Origin of the sequence: Micromonospora mirobrigensis (genome assembly GCF_900091555.1) — a bacterium.
Classification (GTDB): domain Bacteria; phylum Actinomycetota; class Actinomycetes; order Mycobacteriales; family Micromonosporaceae; genus Micromonospora; species Micromonospora mirobrigensis.
Genome location: NZ_FMCX01000005.1, coordinates 238,669 through 253,872, shown reverse-complemented (window position 1 = coordinate 253,872; position 15,204 = coordinate 238,669). Strand labels below are relative to the sequence as shown.

At 74.3% G+C, this 15,204-nt stretch carries 13 protein-coding genes; 5 read left to right on the top strand and 8 right to left on the bottom strand.

Going from position 1 to position 15,204, the window contains the following annotated elements:
* Positions 1-75: 75 nt before the first annotated feature.
* Together GA0070564_RS18360 and GA0070564_RS18355 are read left to right on the top strand one after the other, a co-directional pair.
* On the top strand, positions 76-723 hold the full coding sequence (locus GA0070564_RS18360) for a hypothetical protein (protein ID WP_091609895.1): 648 nt from the start codon (positions 76-78) through the stop codon (positions 721-723).
* A 161-nt stretch (positions 724-884) separates the two neighbouring features.
* A complete protein-coding gene (locus GA0070564_RS18355) occupies positions 885-1,778 on the top strand; it encodes an endonuclease domain-containing protein (RefSeq protein ID WP_141714813.1) in 894 nt (297 codons plus the stop codon).
* A gap of 133 nt (positions 1,779-1,911) precedes the next feature.
* On the opposite strand, the gene GA0070564_RS18350 is transcribed toward GA0070564_RS18355, so the two are convergent.
* Genes GA0070564_RS18350 through GA0070564_RS18335 form a run of 4 tightly spaced genes read right to left on the bottom strand, consistent with a single transcriptional unit; the run spans position 1,912 to position 5,873 of the window.
* Positions 1,912-2,856 carry an ABC transporter substrate-binding protein gene (locus tag GA0070564_RS18350; protein ID WP_091609893.1) on the bottom strand — a complete coding sequence of 315 codons (945 nt, stop codon included), beginning with the start codon at positions 2,854-2,856 and terminating at the stop codon, positions 1,912-1,914.
* The gene (locus GA0070564_RS18345) at positions 2,856-3,716 is read right to left on the bottom strand and encodes an ABC transporter ATP-binding protein (RefSeq protein ID WP_091609892.1); all 861 of its coding nucleotides are present in this window, start codon (positions 3,714-3,716) and stop codon (positions 2,856-2,858) included. Before GA0070564_RS18345 ends, GA0070564_RS18350 begins: the two co-directional genes overlap by 1 nt.
* A 28-nt stretch (positions 3,717-3,744) precedes the next feature.
* Positions 3,745-4,830: a FecCD family ABC transporter permease gene (locus tag GA0070564_RS18340; RefSeq protein ID WP_245670103.1), complete on the bottom strand. Its 1,086-nt coding sequence runs from the start codon at positions 4,828-4,830 to the stop codon at positions 3,745-3,747.
* The gene (locus GA0070564_RS18335; protein WP_091609891.1) at positions 4,827-5,873 is read right to left on the bottom strand and encodes a FecCD family ABC transporter permease; all 1,047 of its coding nucleotides are present in this window, start codon (positions 5,871-5,873) and stop codon (positions 4,827-4,829) included. Before GA0070564_RS18335 ends, GA0070564_RS18340 begins: the two co-directional genes overlap by 4 nt.
* Before the next feature lie 119 nt (positions 5,874-5,992).
* On the opposite strand from GA0070564_RS18335, the gene GA0070564_RS30240 reads away from it, so the two are divergent.
* A complete protein-coding gene (locus GA0070564_RS30240) occupies positions 5,993-6,934 on the top strand; it encodes a MerR family transcriptional regulator (RefSeq protein WP_091609890.1) in 942 nt (313 codons plus the stop codon).
* Positions 6,935-6,940: 6 nt separating this feature from the next.
* Here the strand turns inward: GA0070564_RS30240 and GA0070564_RS18325 are convergent, their stop codons facing one another.
* From GA0070564_RS18325 to GA0070564_RS18315, 3 genes are all read right to left on the bottom strand, one after another.
* Positions 6,941-7,804 carry a phytanoyl-CoA dioxygenase family protein gene (locus GA0070564_RS18325; RefSeq protein ID WP_091609889.1) on the bottom strand — a complete coding sequence of 288 codons (864 nt, stop codon included), beginning with the start codon at positions 7,802-7,804 and terminating at the stop codon, positions 6,941-6,943.
* A gap of 86 nt (positions 7,805-7,890) precedes the next feature.
* Positions 7,891-8,358, bottom strand: a complete 468-nt coding sequence (locus GA0070564_RS18320; RefSeq protein ID WP_091609888.1) for a cytidine deaminase family protein — start codon at positions 8,356-8,358, stop codon at positions 7,891-7,893.
* A 62-nt stretch (positions 8,359-8,420) separates the two neighbouring features.
* The gene (locus GA0070564_RS18315; RefSeq protein WP_091609887.1) at positions 8,421-8,981 is read right to left on the bottom strand and encodes a CGNR zinc finger domain-containing protein; all 561 of its coding nucleotides are present in this window, start codon (positions 8,979-8,981) and stop codon (positions 8,421-8,423) included.
* A gap of 61 nt (positions 8,982-9,042) precedes the next feature.
* On the opposite strand from GA0070564_RS18315, the gene GA0070564_RS18310 reads away from it, so the two are divergent.
* Both GA0070564_RS18310 and hrpA read left to right on the top strand, forming a co-directional pair.
* On the top strand, positions 9,043-10,347 hold the full coding sequence (locus GA0070564_RS18310; protein WP_091609886.1) for an MFS transporter: 1,305 nt from the start codon (positions 9,043-9,045) through the stop codon (positions 10,345-10,347).
* An 81-nt stretch (positions 10,348-10,428) separates the two neighbouring features.
* Positions 10,429-14,469 (top strand): ATP-dependent RNA helicase HrpA, encoded by a 4,041-nt coding sequence (hrpA, locus tag GA0070564_RS18305; protein WP_091609885.1) that lies wholly within the window; start codon positions 10,429-10,431, stop codon positions 14,467-14,469.
* Here hrpA and GA0070564_RS18300 read toward each other — a convergent pair.
* On the bottom strand, positions 14,436-15,185 hold the full coding sequence (locus tag GA0070564_RS18300; RefSeq protein WP_176730732.1) for a DUF998 domain-containing protein: 750 nt from the start codon (positions 15,183-15,185) through the stop codon (positions 14,436-14,438). The genes hrpA and GA0070564_RS18300 overlap by 34 nt on opposite strands.
* Positions 15,186-15,204: the final 19 nt, after the last annotated feature.

Below are 15,204 nucleotides of genomic sequence, written 5' to 3'. Positions count from 1 at the left end.
CCGAACCCTGGGCGATGTCAGACCCGTCGATTAGAATGTATGTACTAATCGAGTTCCTGACCTGGGAGGACGCTCGTGACCGCGCCCACCTCCGCGACCCCGATCACCCCCTACGCCACCCTCCTCGGCTTCACCCGGTACGTGGACCGCACCGGGCCGGTCAAGGCGACCTTCGTCGGGGGCCTGCGCAAGCAGCGGGCCAGCCGACACGGGTTCAACCCGCACGGCCAGTTCGTCAAGGCCCTCAAGGCCGACGTCGCCTTCCACACCGGCGGCACCCACCTGGCCCAGGTCGTCGACCTGGTCAAACCCCGGTGGCGCCCGCTCTACGAGGCGCTCGTGCCGGGCGCCACCACCTGGCTGCACTCGCTCGGCGAGCCGACCGGGGTCGACCTGGCCCAGACCCGGGACGCCCTGGCCATGCTGGGCGACCTGCCCGTCAAGATCAACCCCCACTTCGGCATCCGGTACGCGGACGGCGACGCCGAGGCCGTCCGGCTGCACTTCGACGAGGCTCCCCCGAGCGAGGAGGTCACCCTGGCCACGCTGCACCTGATGGCCCGCCACATGGACGCCGTGCTCCCGCACGCCGCGCCGGTCCTGGTCGACGTCCGCCGCGGGACGTCCCACCGCATGCCGGAGGCGGTGAAGCCCGACCAGGTGGAGCAGTGGCTGGCCGGCGAGGCGGCCGCCTTCCGCGCCATCTGGTCCACCGCCGCCTGACCCACCGAGCACGTTCCTGCGGGCAACTTCGGGGAAGCTGCTGCCTCAGCACCGATCGAGGCGGCATCTTCCCCGAAATTGCCCGCATCGTGCCTGCGTGAGGGCGCGGAGGTTATCCACAGGGGATGGTGCGGAGGACTGCGGGGCTCCAGGGTGGAGGGGTGCCAGTTCCCGCGCGACGCCCCGCCGAGTTACGGGGGCAGGTCTTCCGCGGCTCGGAGATGGTCGCTCGTGGGACGCTGACCCGAGCCGAGTTGCGCAGCAGCGCGTGGCGGCCGCTGTTCAGGGACGTCTTCGCCGATTCCCGGCTGACCATCTCGCATCCCGTCCGTTGCGCGGCGGCTTCGCGCTGGGTGCTCCCCCCGACGGCGGCGATCGCGGGCCGGAGCGCCGCAGCCCTGTTCGGTGCCGACGAGGTCCCGGCCGACGAGCCGATCGACGTCTTACTGCCGACGGCGCAGCGCTTCGGGCAGGTCGCCGGCTTCGTCACGCACAACGCGATCCTCACCGAGCAGGACGTCTGCCTGCGCGGAGGGCTGCGCGTCACCACGCTTCGGCGGACGAGCTGGGATCTGGCGCAGTGGCTCCGCGCCGAGGACGCGGTCGCCGTGGTGGACCGGCTGCTCGGCCGGGGTCTGGTCACCACCCACGAGCTGCGGGAGCTGGCCCACGCCAGATCGGGCGAGCGCGGCTGGCGGCGGATGCTCGAGGTGGCCCGCCTCGTCGACGGCGGAGCCGAGTCGCCCCAGGAGTCCCGGCTACGGGTGCGGCTGGTGCTGGCCGGCCTGCCGGCCCCGATGACCCAGTTCGTCGTGGAACGCGACGGTCGGTTCCTCGCCCGCGTCGACCTCGCCTGGCCACATTGGCGGATCGCCATCGAGTACGACGGCCTGTGGCACCACGACCCCGAGCAGTTCCACCGCGACCGGGAACGCCTGAACCGGCTGCTCGGTGCCGACTGGCTCGTCCTGCACCTGACCGCCCGGCGCTTCCGCCACGACTTCCCCGCCTTTCTCGACGAGGTCCGCCACGCCATCCACACCCGTTCCCACTGACCTCCCTCGCGCGGCGGTGGGGGGCCGGCAACTTCCCCGAAGATGCTGCCTCGCAGCCGACCGAGGCAGCATCTTCAGGGGAGTTATGCGGATCTTGAGCGAGCGCGCAGGCGGGGGGCGCGGGGGGCGGGGGTCAGGCGGTGAGGTGCTTGGCGAGGTCGTCGAGGATCTTGTTGGCGGCGCCGACCCCGATGCCGGTCATCCAGACCTCGTCGGAGACCACGTGCGCATTGCCCGCCCGGACCGCGGGAAGCCGCCGCCAGAGGCTGCCGGCGGTGACCTTGGCCTGCTCACCGGCGGCCTTCTCGCCGTACGCGGTGACGAAGATGACGTCCCCGTCGACCTCGTTGATCCGCTCGGGGCTCACCAGATCGAAGCGGCGGTCCTCCTTGCCGTCGAGGAGCTGCCGCTGGGGGCGGCCCAGCCCGGTGTCGCCGACGACGATGCCGGAGAACGACTCGGGGCCGTAGACCCGGATGTTGCCGGGGATGAAGCGCACGATGGAGATCTTCCGGGCGGCGGCGTCGCCGAGCCCGGCGCCGAACTCCTTGGCCCGCTGCTCGTACGCGGTGAGCAGGTCGCGGGCCTGCTGCTGCCGGCCGAGGGCCTGGCCGTCGAGGAGGAAGTTCTCCTTCCAGGTGACGCCGACCTTCTCGGTGAAGACGGTCGGGGCGATGGCGGCCAGCTCGTCGTAGAACTTCTCCTGGCGGAACTTGCTGCCGAGGATCAGGTCCGGCTTCAGCGCGTTGATCGCCTCCAGGTCGGGTTCGGTGAGCACCCCCACCTCCTTGATGCCGGCGAGCCTCTCCTCGCCGAGGTAGGTGGGCCAGCTGCGCGCCTCGCCGGCGGTGGCCGCGCCGACCGGGGTGACGCCGAGCGAGAGCGCGGTGTCGATCTTGTCGGTGTCGAGCACCACGACCCGCTTCGGGTCGGCCGGCACCCGGGTGGTGCCCATGGCGTGGGTGATCTCCCGGGTGTCGCCGGTGGCGTTGTCGGCGACCGGGTCGCTCTCACCGCAGGCGGTGAGGCCGACGCCGAGGGCAAGGGCCGCGGTGAGGGCGGCGGCGAGTCGACGCATCAGAGTCCTTTCGGGTACGTGCCGACGCGCGGGGACTCCGCGTCGTCGGTGGTGGGACGGGCCGCCGGGGTGGCGGCGGGCGGGGTCTCGGTGAGGGCGGGGATCACCAGCGGGGCGCCGCTGACCGGGCAGGGCACCACCACGCAGTCGAGTCCGAAGACCTCCCGCACCATGTCGGCGGTGAGGATCTCGCGGGGCGGTCCGGCGGCGACCAGCCGGCCGGCGCGCATGGCGACGAGGTGGTCGGCGTACCGGGCGGCCTGGTTGAGGTCGTGCAGCACGGCCACCACGGTGCGGCCCCGCTCGGCCCGGAGGCTGCGCAGCAGGTCCAGCACCTCCACCTGGTGCGCCAGATCGAGGAAGGTGGTCGGCTCGTCCAGCAGCAGCGCCTCGGTGTCCTGGGCTAGCGCCATGGCGATCCAGACCCGCTGCCGTTGCCCGCCGGAGAGGGAGTCGACCGGCCGGTCGGCCAGCCCGGCCACGTCGGCCCTGGCCATGGCGGTGTCCACCGCCCGGCCGTCCTCGGTGGACCACTGCCGCCACCAGCGCTGGTAGGGCTGCCGGCCCCGGCCGACCAGGTCGGCGACGGTGATCCCCTCGGGCACCAGCGGGCTCTGCGGCAGCACGCCGAGCCGCCGGGCCACGTCCCGGGTGGGCAGGTCCCGGATCGCGGTGCCGTCGAGCAGCACGGCGCCCCGGCGGGGGGTGAGCAGCCGCGCCATGGCGCGCAGCAGGGTGGACTTGCCGCAGGCGTTCGGTCCGACGATCACGGTGAACGCGTCGGTGGGCAGGTCCAGGTCGAGCCCGTCGAGCACGGTCCGCTCGTCGTAGCCGGCGACCAGGTCGCGGGTGGAGAGCATCACGCTTCCTTCGAGGGGTCGGTGGCGGTCATCGGGCCCGCCGGCGGCCGCGCAGCAGCAGGACCATCAGGTACGGGCCGCCGATCGCGGCGGTGAGCACGCCGGCCGGCAGCTGGGTGGGGGCGAGGAGCCGGCGAGCGGCCAGGTCGGCGAGGACGAGCAGCAGCGCGCCGAGCAGCGCCGCGCAGACCAGCGGCGGGCGCTCGGCGCGGACCAGCCGGCGGGCCACCTGCGGCGCCACCAGCGCCACGAAGTCGACCGCGCCGACCTGGGCGGTGGCCATCGCGGCGACCAGCACGCCGGTGCCGGCCAGGCCGATCCGCCGGGCCACCGGGCGGACCCCGACGCCGCGGGCGGTGTCGTCGTCGAGCGTGGTGCTGCGCAGGGCCCAGCCGGCCCAGGCCAGCACGGGCAGCAGCACGGCCAGGGTGGCGCCGATCCAGGCGGCCTCCGACCAGCCCTTGCCGGCCAGCGTGCCGATCAGCCAGAGCTGGGCGCGCAGCCCGTCGATCGGGTCGGCGGCGAGCATGACCACCTCGGTCGACGCCCGGAAGGCGAACGCGAGGGCCACCCCGGCCAGCACGAAGCGTTGCGCGGCCAGGCCGTGTCGCGCGCCGAGGGCGAAGACCAGGGCGGCGGCCAGCAGCCCGCCGAGGAGCGCGGCCGGCGCGACCAGCACCGCCGCCGCCCCGGTGGTCAGGGCGACGGTGGCGGCCAGTCCGGCGCCCTGGGTGACGCCGATGACGTCGGGGCTGGCCAGCGGGTTGCGGGCGACGCTCTGGATCAGCGTGCCGGCCACCCCGAAGGCCGCCCCGGCCAGCGCCGCGAGCACCGCGCGGGGCAGTCGCAGCTCCAGCACCACCAGGTCGTACGGGGTGCCGGCGCCGGAGAGCGCGCGCAGCACGTCGAGCGGGGCGACGTACGGCCTGCCGAGCGAGAGGCTGAGCACCACGGCGCCGGCGAGCAGCCCGAGCAGCACGGCGGCCACCAGCACGGGACGGCGGCGCAACGGCACGACGGCCGGCCCGACCCGCAGCAGCGTCCGCCCGGCCGGGGCGGTGGTCCGGGGGTCGTCGCCGGTCGGGGGCGCTCCGGCCGGCCGTAGCGCGGTCACGCGGTCACCACCCGGGCGCGGCGGACGAGCAGGGCGAGCAGCGGGGCGCCGAGCAGGGCGGTGACGATCCCGGCGGGGATCTCGCCGGGCGGGGCGACCAGCCGGCCGGCGATGTCGGCGGCGAGCAGCAGGGTCGGCCCGAGCAGGCCGGCGACCAGCAGGGACCACCGGTGGTCGGCGCCGACCAGGGCCCGGGCCAGGTGGGGCACGGCCAGCCCGACGAAGGCGATCGGCCCGGCGGCGGCCACGGCGGCGCCGGTGAGCAGCACGGCGGCGCCGCCGGCACCGAGGCGGACCAGCCCGATCCGGTTGCCGAGGGAGCGGGCCACGTCGTCGCCGAGGGCGAGCGCGTCCAGGCCGCGGGCGACCAGGGCGGCCAGCACGGTCCCGGCGAGGACGAACGGGAGGACCTGCCCGGCGACGCCCACGTCCCGGCCGGTGAGGCCGCCGACCACCCAGAACCGGTACTCCTCGAAGGTGCGGGCGTCGATGCTGAGCAGCGCGTACACGATGGCGGCGAGGCTGGCGTCGAGGGCCGCGCCGACCAGCGCGAGGGTGACCGGGGTGGCGCCCTCGCGGGTGCCGTTGGCGACGGCGAAGACCAGCAGGCCGGCCAGGAGCGCGCCGGCGACGCCGAACCAGACGTACCCGGAGAGGGTGCCGACGCCGAAGACCGCGATGGCGAGCACCACGCCGAAGGACGCGCCGGCGCTGACGCCGAGGATCCGGGGCTCGGCGAGCGGGTTGCGGGTGACGGCCTGGAAGAGCACCCCGGCCAGGGCGAGGGCGAGCCCGACGACCAGGCCCAGGGCGGTACGCGGCAGCCGCAGCTCCCGGACGATCGTGGTGGCGTCCCCGCCGTCCGGGGCGACCAGGGCGGCCCACACCTGGTCGACCGGGAGGGTCCGGCTGCCCAGCGTCAGGCTGGCGAGGAGCGCGACGGTGAGCAGCAGGGCCGCGGCCGAGGCGACCGCGACGCGGCGGCCGACGCCGCGGCGGCTCGGGCTGCCGGCCCGGGTGGGCCGGACGGCGGCGCTGGGCACGGATCACCCCTCTCGACTTAGGATTGCCTTACCTTAGTCGAGAATTCTTAGGGTTGCCTAACCAGCATTCGTCGATGCGACCTTGCGCCTCCAGCGGGTGGAGGCGGCAGGGTGGGCGTATGGACGACCAGACCCGCTACTCGATCGGCGACCTGGCCCGGCGGACCGGGCTGCCCGTCAGAACCATCCGGTTCTGGTCGGATCGGGGCCTCGTGCCGCCGACCGACCGCGGCCCGAGCGGCCACCGTCGTTACGACGCCGAGGCGGCGAACCGGCTGGACCTGGTCCGGACGCTGCGCGAGCTGGGCGTGGACCTGCCCACCGTCCGTCGGGCGGTGCAGCGGGAGATCTCGTTCCCGGAGGTCGCGGCGGCACACGCAGACGCCCTGACCGCCCAGATCCGGTCGCTGCGGCTGCGCCGCGCGGTGCTGACCCTGGTGGCCCGGCGCGGCTCGACGGTGGCGCAGGCCGACCTGATGCACCGGCTCGCCGGTCTCGCCGAGGCGCAGCGGCGGCGGCTGGTCGACGACCTGCTCGACGCCACCTTCACCGACCTGCCCACCGAGGCGGGGTTCGCCGGGATCCGGCGGTCGCTGACCCCGGACCTTCCCGACGACCCCGACGACGCCCAGGTCGAGGCCTGGGCGGAGCTGGCCGAGCTGACCCTCGACCCGGAGTTCCGGGCCCTCCTGCGGCGGCTGGCGGAGCAGCACGCGGCCGACCGGGCCGGCACCCCGGGCGTACGCCGGGACGCGGTCGCGGTGGTCGCGCATCAGGTCGGCCCGGCGCTCGCGGCCGGCGTGGACCCCACCTCGCCCCGGGCCGATCCGGTCGTCGCCGCGGCCACCGACCGGTACGCGCGGCTCTGCGGTCGCCCCGACGACGCCGACCTGCGGCGGCGGCTGCTGGACCGGCTGGAGTCCGCGACCGACCCGCGCCGGGAGCGGTACGAGCACCTGCTCTCCGTGGTCAACGGCTGGCCGCCCGGCGAGAGCCTTACACCGCTGCTGGACTGGTCGATCCGGGCGCTGCGGGCCCGAACCGGCGCGGCGGCGGGCTGAGCGCGCTCACTCCGCGCCCATCACCAGCCCCTCGATGGTGTGCTTCTGCCGGATCGGCTCCAGCGCGTCGACCACCGGGCAGTGCAGGTGGGCCCGGACCAGCTCCGGCAGGCTCTCCCAGTAGCCCCGGGTGACCGCCAGGTCGTGGTGCCCGGCGTTGCCCGCGCCGGGGGCGTCGACGCCGAGCACCAGCACGGGTCGGGCCAGGTCGCTGACGTTCGGGGTGCCGCGGTGCACGGTGAGCGCCGAGCGCGCCGAGATGTCCCCGCGCTTCGGGTACTTGCGCACGGCGCGGGACTCGTAGCGGGGGTAGCGCTCCTTCGGCGGGAACATCTCGTGGTCGAAGTCCCGCCCGTCGTCCCACTGGGTGCCCGGGGCGATCTCGAACGGGCCCATCGCCTCGACGGTGTCCACGGTGGTCAGGTTGAACGCCAGCGAGGTGAGCCGCCGCCGCAGCCGGGTCTCCTCCGGCATCGGGAAGTCCCGGTGCCAGGGCTGCATGGCCGCGCCGGGGAAGGGGATGTCGAAGCCCAGCTCGACGATCTCGTAGTCGGGGCCGAGGACCGCGCGGCAGACCGACACCACCCACGGGTGGGTGACCAGGTCGACGAAGCCGCGCAGCTGCTCGGGGTGGATCTCGACGTACCACCGCTGCGGGCCACGGCCGACGGCGCCGTCGGGCCGGGAGCGGGCCTCCTGGAAGGCCGCGTCGACGTCCTCGCCGACCCGCCGGACCCAGTCGGGGGAGAACGCGCCACGGCAGGCGGTGATGCCGTCGCGGTAGAGGTCACCGAGGGCCTCGACCGGGGTCTCGGCCTCGTCGGCGGGACCGGCCGGTCGGGTGGTGGCCGGGGTGGCGTGCGGGGTCATCGGGCCTCCTCGTCGGCGGACGACCCGAGTATTACAACGTTGTAGAACCTCCGCAAGAGGTGCCGAACCCCGCGCAGCGGGTGCGTTCAGTCCTCGGAGGCGGGGCGACTGCCCGGCACCGCCGGCATCGGCCACTGACCGGTCCGGACCGTCAGCGCCGGTTCCAGCTGCTGGTCCGCCCAGACGTACGTCTCGGGCAGCAGGTCGGTGACCGGCACCAGCCGCAGCGCGTCCATCGGACCGACGATCACCCGGATCGACGGGTGATGGTCCGCCAGCACCTGCCGGCAGCGCCCGCAGGGCGCGAGCACACCCCGAGCCCGGTCGCCGACCGCGACGATCGCCTCCAGCTCCCCCGCGCCCTGGGTGGCGGCCGCGCCCAGCGCCACCAGCTCGGCGCACGGGCCGCCGGTGAAGTGGTAGACGTTCACCCCGGTGAACACCCGGCCGTCGACCGTACGCACCGCGGCGGCGACGGTGTGGTTCTCACTGCGGCAGCGCAGCTTCGCCACCGCCGTGGCGGCCTGCACCAGGGCCCGGTCGGTCTCCTTCATCTGGCCTCCGTCCACGGGGTCGGTCGGCGGTCACTCTAGCCGGGCCGGCCGACGATCCCCGGTCAGCCGGGCCGGTTGCGTTCCCGGAAGGCGCGCATCTTGGCCCGGGCGCCGCAGATGCTCATCGTGCACCAGCGGCTGCGCCCGCCCGGACTGTGGTCGTAGTAGACCCACCGGCAGCCGTGCGCCGCGCAGGCCTTGAGCCGCGGCCAGGTGCCGTCGGCCACCGCCGCGAGGACACCGCGCCCCACCTCGGCGACCAGCACGTCGACGCCGCTCAGCCCGGGCACCGGCGCCGCGCCGGCCCGCCCGTCGGGACCGAAGGTGACCATCAGCGGGGCCGCGCGGAACTGCTCGGCGAGCGCCGCGCCCGCCTCGGCCGGCAGGTCGGTGCCGGTGTGCGCCTGGCAGGCGTCGCGCAACGCCTCGCGCAGCCGTCGGGCCCGCGCCACGTCCGCGCCGGTCAGCGCGGTGGGCGGCACCTGGTGCACCGCGCAGAACGCCGCCAGCTCGTCGACGGTACGCAGCACGTCCCGTCCCGCCTCGATGTCGGCGGTGTTGACCAGGTCCTGCACCAGGGCGAGCGGGGCCGGCGCGGGAGCGCGGTCACCGGGCTGTCGCATGCGGAAAACGTACCGGCATGGGAGGGTCAACCGGTAACCGTTACTGGATCAGGGGGTTCAGATGGTAACAAGATCGGGCCTGCTCTCCCGCAACCGCGACTTCCGCTGGCTCTGGGCCGGCCACACCGTCTCGGCGGTGGGCAGCCAGGTCACCGCGGTGGCCCTGCCCCTGGTCGCCTCGCTGACCCTGGACGCCGGGGCCGCCGGGGTCGCCGCCGTCGCCACCGCCGGCTACCTGCCCAACCTGCTGTTGCCGCTGCTCGTCGGCCACTGGCTGGAACGCCGCCGACGGCGGCGGATCATGGTGCTCGCCGACCTGGTCCGGGCCGCCGCACTCGCGGTCGTCCCGGCCGCGTACCTTTCCGGGCTGCTCTCGGTGCCCCTCCTGGTGTCGGTGGCGTTGGCCGTCGGCGCGGCCGGCGTGGTCTTCGACATCGGCAGCTTCGCCTACCTGCCGTCGCTGGTCGGGTCGGACGACCTGGCCGCCGCCAACCGGGCCGCCCAGGGCTCCAGCACCGCGGCGCAGGTGGCCGGCCCGGGCATCGCCGGCGGGCTGGCCCAGCTGACCGGCCCGCCGCTGGCGATCGCCCTGGACGCGGTGAGCTACCTGGCCAGCGCGGTCGGGGTGCACCGGGCCCGACGCCCGGAGCCGGCGCCGCCGCGCGAGGAGGAGGGGACCGGGATCCTCGGGGGGTTACGGGTGATCGCGGCCAACCCCTGGCTGCGGGCGATGACCGTGCACGCCACCGTCTACAACGGCGCGGCGCAGATCCTCACCGTCAACCTGGTGGTCTGGGCGGTGACCGACCGGCGGCTCGGCGCCGGCCTGTTCGGCCTGGCGATCAGCGCGGCCGGCGCCGGCGCCTTCCTCGGCACCGTCACCTCGCTGCGGGCTGCCGACCGGCTCGGCTACGGACGGGCGTTCGCCGCCGCGCTCGTCCTCTCCACCGGTACGCCGCTGCTGATCCCCGTCCTGCCCGGTTCCGGTGCGGCGCTCGCCACCGGGCTGGCCGTGGTGCAGTTCGTCAGCGGGATCGGGTTGGGCGCGGCGAACGTGCTCTCGGTCACGCTGCGCCAGATCGTCATCCCCAGTGGTTCCCTGGCCCGCAGCAACGGCGGCTACCGGCTGCTGATCTTCGGCGTGCTGCCGGTCGGCGCCGCGGCCGGCGGAGCGCTCGGCTCGACGCTGGGCAGCCGGGGTGCGGTCGCGGTCGGGGCGGCCGGCCTGGCCGTCTCGGCGCTGCCGATGTTCACCCGGCGGATCCGCGCCCTGCGCCGTCCCGAGGACGCCCGCCCGAGCACCGGTGCCGCGCCGCCGTCGCCGCGCCGGGCCCGTACCGACGCCCCGACGGCGCCCGGCCGGTGACCCGGGCGGCGACGGAGGCCGGCCGGCGGGGCGGTAACCCGGGGGCGAACGTCGGCCCGCCTGCCTATCCTTGGCGACGACATGCAGACTCCACCCGCCTCCGCCGCGTCCGATCCCGTCCGCGAGCTGCACCGCCGCCTGCCCGACCTGATGTTCCGCGACCAGCGCCGGCTGCAACGGCGGCTCGACGGCGTGCGCCGGCTGAAGGATCCGCAGCGCCGGGAGAGCGCGCTCGCCGAGATCACCGCCGAGGTGGACCGGGCGCAGGGGCGGCTGGCGAGCCGGCGGGCCGCGGTGCCGACGATCACGTACCCGCCGCAGCTGCCGGTCAGCGAGCGTCGCGACGACATCGCCGCGGCGATCCGCGACCACCAGGTGGTGATCGTGGCCGGCGAGACCGGCTCCGGCAAGACCACCCAGCTGCCCAAGATCTGCCTGGAGCTGGGGCGCGGGATCACCGGGCTGATCGGGCACACCCAGCCCCGCCGGCTGGCCGCCCGCACCGTCGCCGACCGGATCGCCGAGGAGCTCGGCACCGAGCTGGGCGACGTGGTCGGCTACAAGGTCCGCTTCACCGACCAGGTGGGCGACAACAGCCTGGTCAAGCTGATGACCGACGGCATCCTGCTGGCCGAGCTCCAGACCGACCGGATGCTCCGGCAGTACGACACGCTGATCATCGACGAGGCGCACGAGCGCAGCCTCAACATCGACTTCATCCTCGGCTACGTCCGGCAGCTCCTCCCCCGCCGCCCCGACCTCAAGGTGATCATCACCTCGGCGACCATCGAGACCGACCGGTTCGCCCAGCACTTCGCCGACGCCGACGGCAGACCCGCGCCGGTCGTCGAGGTCTCCGGCCGCACCTACCCGGTGGAGGTGCGCTACCGGCCGCTGGTCGAGGTCAGCGAGGCCGACGAGGAGGACGACGCCGACGGCGAGAACGTCCGCGACCAGATCCAGGCCATCGGCGACGCGGTCGAGGAGCTGGCCGCCGAGGGGCCGGGCGACATCCTGGTCTTCCTCAGCGGTGAGCGGGAGATCCGGGACACCGCCGACGCGCTGGGCAAGTTGGTGCAGAACAGGCGTTCCCTGCTGGGCACCGAGATCCTGCCGCTGTACGCCCGGCTCTCCGCCGCCGAGCAGCACCGGGTCTTCGCCGCGCACACCAACCGGCGGGTGGTGCTCGCCACCAACGTCGCCGAGACCTCGCTGACCGTCCCCGGCATCAAGTACGTGGTGGACCCGGGCACGGCCCGGATCTCCCGCTACTCCACCCGGCTCAAGGTGCAGCGGCTGCCGATCGAGCCGGTCTCGCAGGCCAGCGCCAACCAGCGCAAGGGCCGCTGCGGGCGGACCTCGGACGGCATCTGCATCCGCCTCTACGACGAGCAGGACTTCGCCTCGCGGCCGGAGTTCACCGACCCGGAGATCCTGCGCACCAACCTGGCCTCGGTCATCCTCCAGATGACCTCGATCGGGCTCGGTGACGTCGCCGCGTTCCCGTTCATCGACCCGCCGGACCGGCGCAACGTCACCGACGGCGTCAACCTGCTGCACGAGCTGGGCGCGCTGGACCCGGCCGAGACCGACCCGGAGAAGCGGCTCACCGCGCTTGGCCGGCGGCTGGCCCAGTTGCCGGTGGACCCGCGGCTGGCCCGGATGGTGATCGAGGGCGAGCGCAACGGCTGCGCCACCGAGGTGGTGGTGATCGCCGCCGCGCTGTCGATCCAGGATCCGCGGGAGCGGCCCGCCGACAGGCAGGCCCAGGCCGACCAGGCGCACGCCCGGTTCGCCGACAAGGAGTCGGACTTCGTCGCGTTCCTCAACCTGTGGCGTTACCTGCGGGAGCAGCAGCGGGAGCTGTCCTCCAGCGCGTTCCGGCGGATGTGCAAGGCCGAATACCTCAACTACCTGCGGGTGCGGGAGTGGCAGGACATCGTCAGCCAGCTGCGCCAGGTTCTGCGTACCCCCGAACCGGGTGACGGGCGGCGGGGCCGGCGGGGCGCGACCGAGCCGGCCGGCGACGGCGGCCGGCGCGGCCCGGCGGCGGACCTGCCCGAGGAGATCGACACCCCGAAGGTGCACCAGTCGCTGCTGCCGGGACTGCTGTCCCACCTGGGGCTCAAGGACGCCCAGAAGCACGAGTACCTGGGGGCGCGCGGCGCGAAGTTCATGATCTTCCCCGGGTCGGCGCTGTTCCGGAAGCCGCCGCGCTGGGTGATGGCCGCCGAGCTGGTGGAGACCTCCCGGCTCTTCGGCCGGGTGGCCGGCCGGGTGGAGCCGGAGTGGGTCGAGCCGCTGGCGCAGCACCTGGTCAAGCGCAGCTACAGCGAGCCGCACTGGGAGAAGAAGCAGGCCGCGGTGATGGCCTACGAGAAGGTCACCCTCTACGGCATCCCGATCGTCACCTCCCGCAAGGTCAACTTCGGGCGGATCGACCCGACGTTGAGCCGGGAGCTGTTCATCCGCCACGCCCTGGTCGAGGGCGACTGGTCCACCCACCACCAGTTCTGGGCCGACAACCAGAAACTGCTCACCGAGGTCGAGGAGCTGGAGAACCGGGCCCGCCGCCGCGACATCCTGGTCGACGACGAGACCATCTTCCAGTTCTACGACGAGCGCGTCCCCGCCGACGTGGTCTCCGGCCGGCACTTCGACTCGTGGTGGAAGCAGCAGCGGCGGGAGCAGCCCGACCTGCTCACCTTCACCCGGGAGCTGCTGGTCAACGCCGGCCGGGGCGGGGTCGACGAGGCCGACTACCCGGACGAGTGGCGGGCCGACGGGGTGACCCTGCCGCTGACGTACACCTTCGACCCGACCGCGCCCACCGACGGCGTCACCGTGGACATCCCGCTGCCGCTGCTCAACCAGGTGCCGGCGGAGAGCTTCGACTGGCAGGTGCCCGGGCTGCGCGAGGAGCTGGTCATCGCGCTGATCCGGTCGCTGCCCAAGGCGATCCGGCGCAACTTCGTGCCGGTCCCCGACTACGCCCGGGCCGCCCTGGCCGCCATGCCGGCCGGCAGGGAGCCGCTGCTCGACGCGCTCGCCACCCAGCTGCGCCGGATGACCGGGGTGACCGTGCCCCGGGACGCCTGGGACACCGCCCGGCTCCCCGCTCACCTGCGGGTCAGCTTCCGGATCCTCGACGAGGAGGACAAGCCGGTCGCCGAGGGCAAGGACCTGCCGGCCCTGCAACGCCAGCTCCGCCAGGAGGTACGCCAGGTCGTCGCCGCCGCCGCGCCCGAGGTCGCCCGCACCGGCCTCAGGGAGTGGAGCATCGGCACGCTGCCCCGGACCATCGAGCAGGTGCGCGCCGGGTACGCGGTGACCGCGTACCCGGCTCTGGTCGACGAGGGCGCCACGGTCGGGGTGAAGGTGTTCGACTCCCCGGCCGAGCAGGAGGCCGCGCACTGGGCGGGCACCCGCCGGCTGCTGCGGCTGACCGTGCCCTCCCCGGCGAAGTTCCTCCAGGGGCGGCTGACCAACGAGGCGAAGCTGGCGCTGTCCCGCAATCCGCACGGCGGGGTGCAGGCGCTGATCGACGACGCCGCCGGGGCGGCTGTCGACAAGCTGATCGCCGACGCCGGCGGTCCGGCCTGGGACGCCGAGGGCTTCGCCGCGCTGCGGGACAGGGTTCGCGCCGACCTGGTGGACACCGTTGTCGAGGTGATGGACCGGGTCCGGGGCGTGCTCGCCTCGGCGTACGCGGTGGAGCAGCGCCTGGGCGCCACCCGCAACCTGGCCGTGGTGGCCGCCCTGGCCGACATCCGCAACCAGCTCTCCGGGCTGATGCACCCGGGCTTCGTCACCGAGGCCGGCTACGCCCGCCTGCCGGACCTGCTGCGTTATCTCACCGCGATCGAACGCCGGCTGGACCGGCTGGCGGGCAACCCGCAGCGGGACAAACAGCAGCAGGACCGGGTCGCCGTGGTGCAGAAGGAATACCGGGAGATGCTGGCCGCACTGCCCCCGGCGAAGCGGCAGTCGGTCGCCGCCCGGCAGATCCGCTGGATGATCGAGGAGCTGCGGGTGAACGTCTTCGCCCAGGCGCTGGGCACCCCCTATCCCGTCTCCGAGCAGCGGATCTACCGGGCGATGGACGACGCCGAGGGGCGCTGACCGCTCGCCGGCCGGCTGGCCGGTGGCGTCGATCCGGGCTCGCGGAAGGCCCGCCAGCCCATCGCGACGAACCAGGCGTGGACCCCGACCACGTCGATCCGTTGGATCAGACCGGCGACGCCGTGTTCGGCGCCGTCCGCGGTGGGCCGGAAGGCCACGAAGTAGGCGATCAGTCCGAGCAGGGCCAGCGGGCTGCCCACCACGGCGAGGCCGGTGCCGAGGCGTCGCCAGCCGGGGACCCGACGGAGGTACCGGCCGGCGACGACGAAGCCGACGATCGGCGTTCCCACCGCGAGCAGGAACGCCAGCCCGTGCACCACGCTGGCGCGGAGGGTGAAGACGCCGCACAGGGCCTGACCGATGCCGGTACAGGCGAGCAGCGCCAGCGCCCAGCGGCGCAGGGTCGGTGAGCCGGCGGCGGGCACCGACCGGACGATGCCGACGACGCCGACCAGCAGCATCAGCCCGGTGACGACGAAGGCGGTGTTCATGAAGGGGGCGGTGGCCCCGACGCCCAGGCCGCTGATCGGTTGGCTGACCGGCGAGTACTCCCGGAACGTGTGGCCGTAGAGGGTGTAGCCGGTGCTGGTCACGCCGAGCGTGAGCCAGGTGAGGGTGAACAGTGCCGGCCCGGCGACGGCGCCCAGGGCCAGCACCCGGAGGGGGGATGAGGTCGGTTCGCCGGTCCCCGACCGACCGACCCGATTATTAGTCATAGTTTGACTATACATAAAA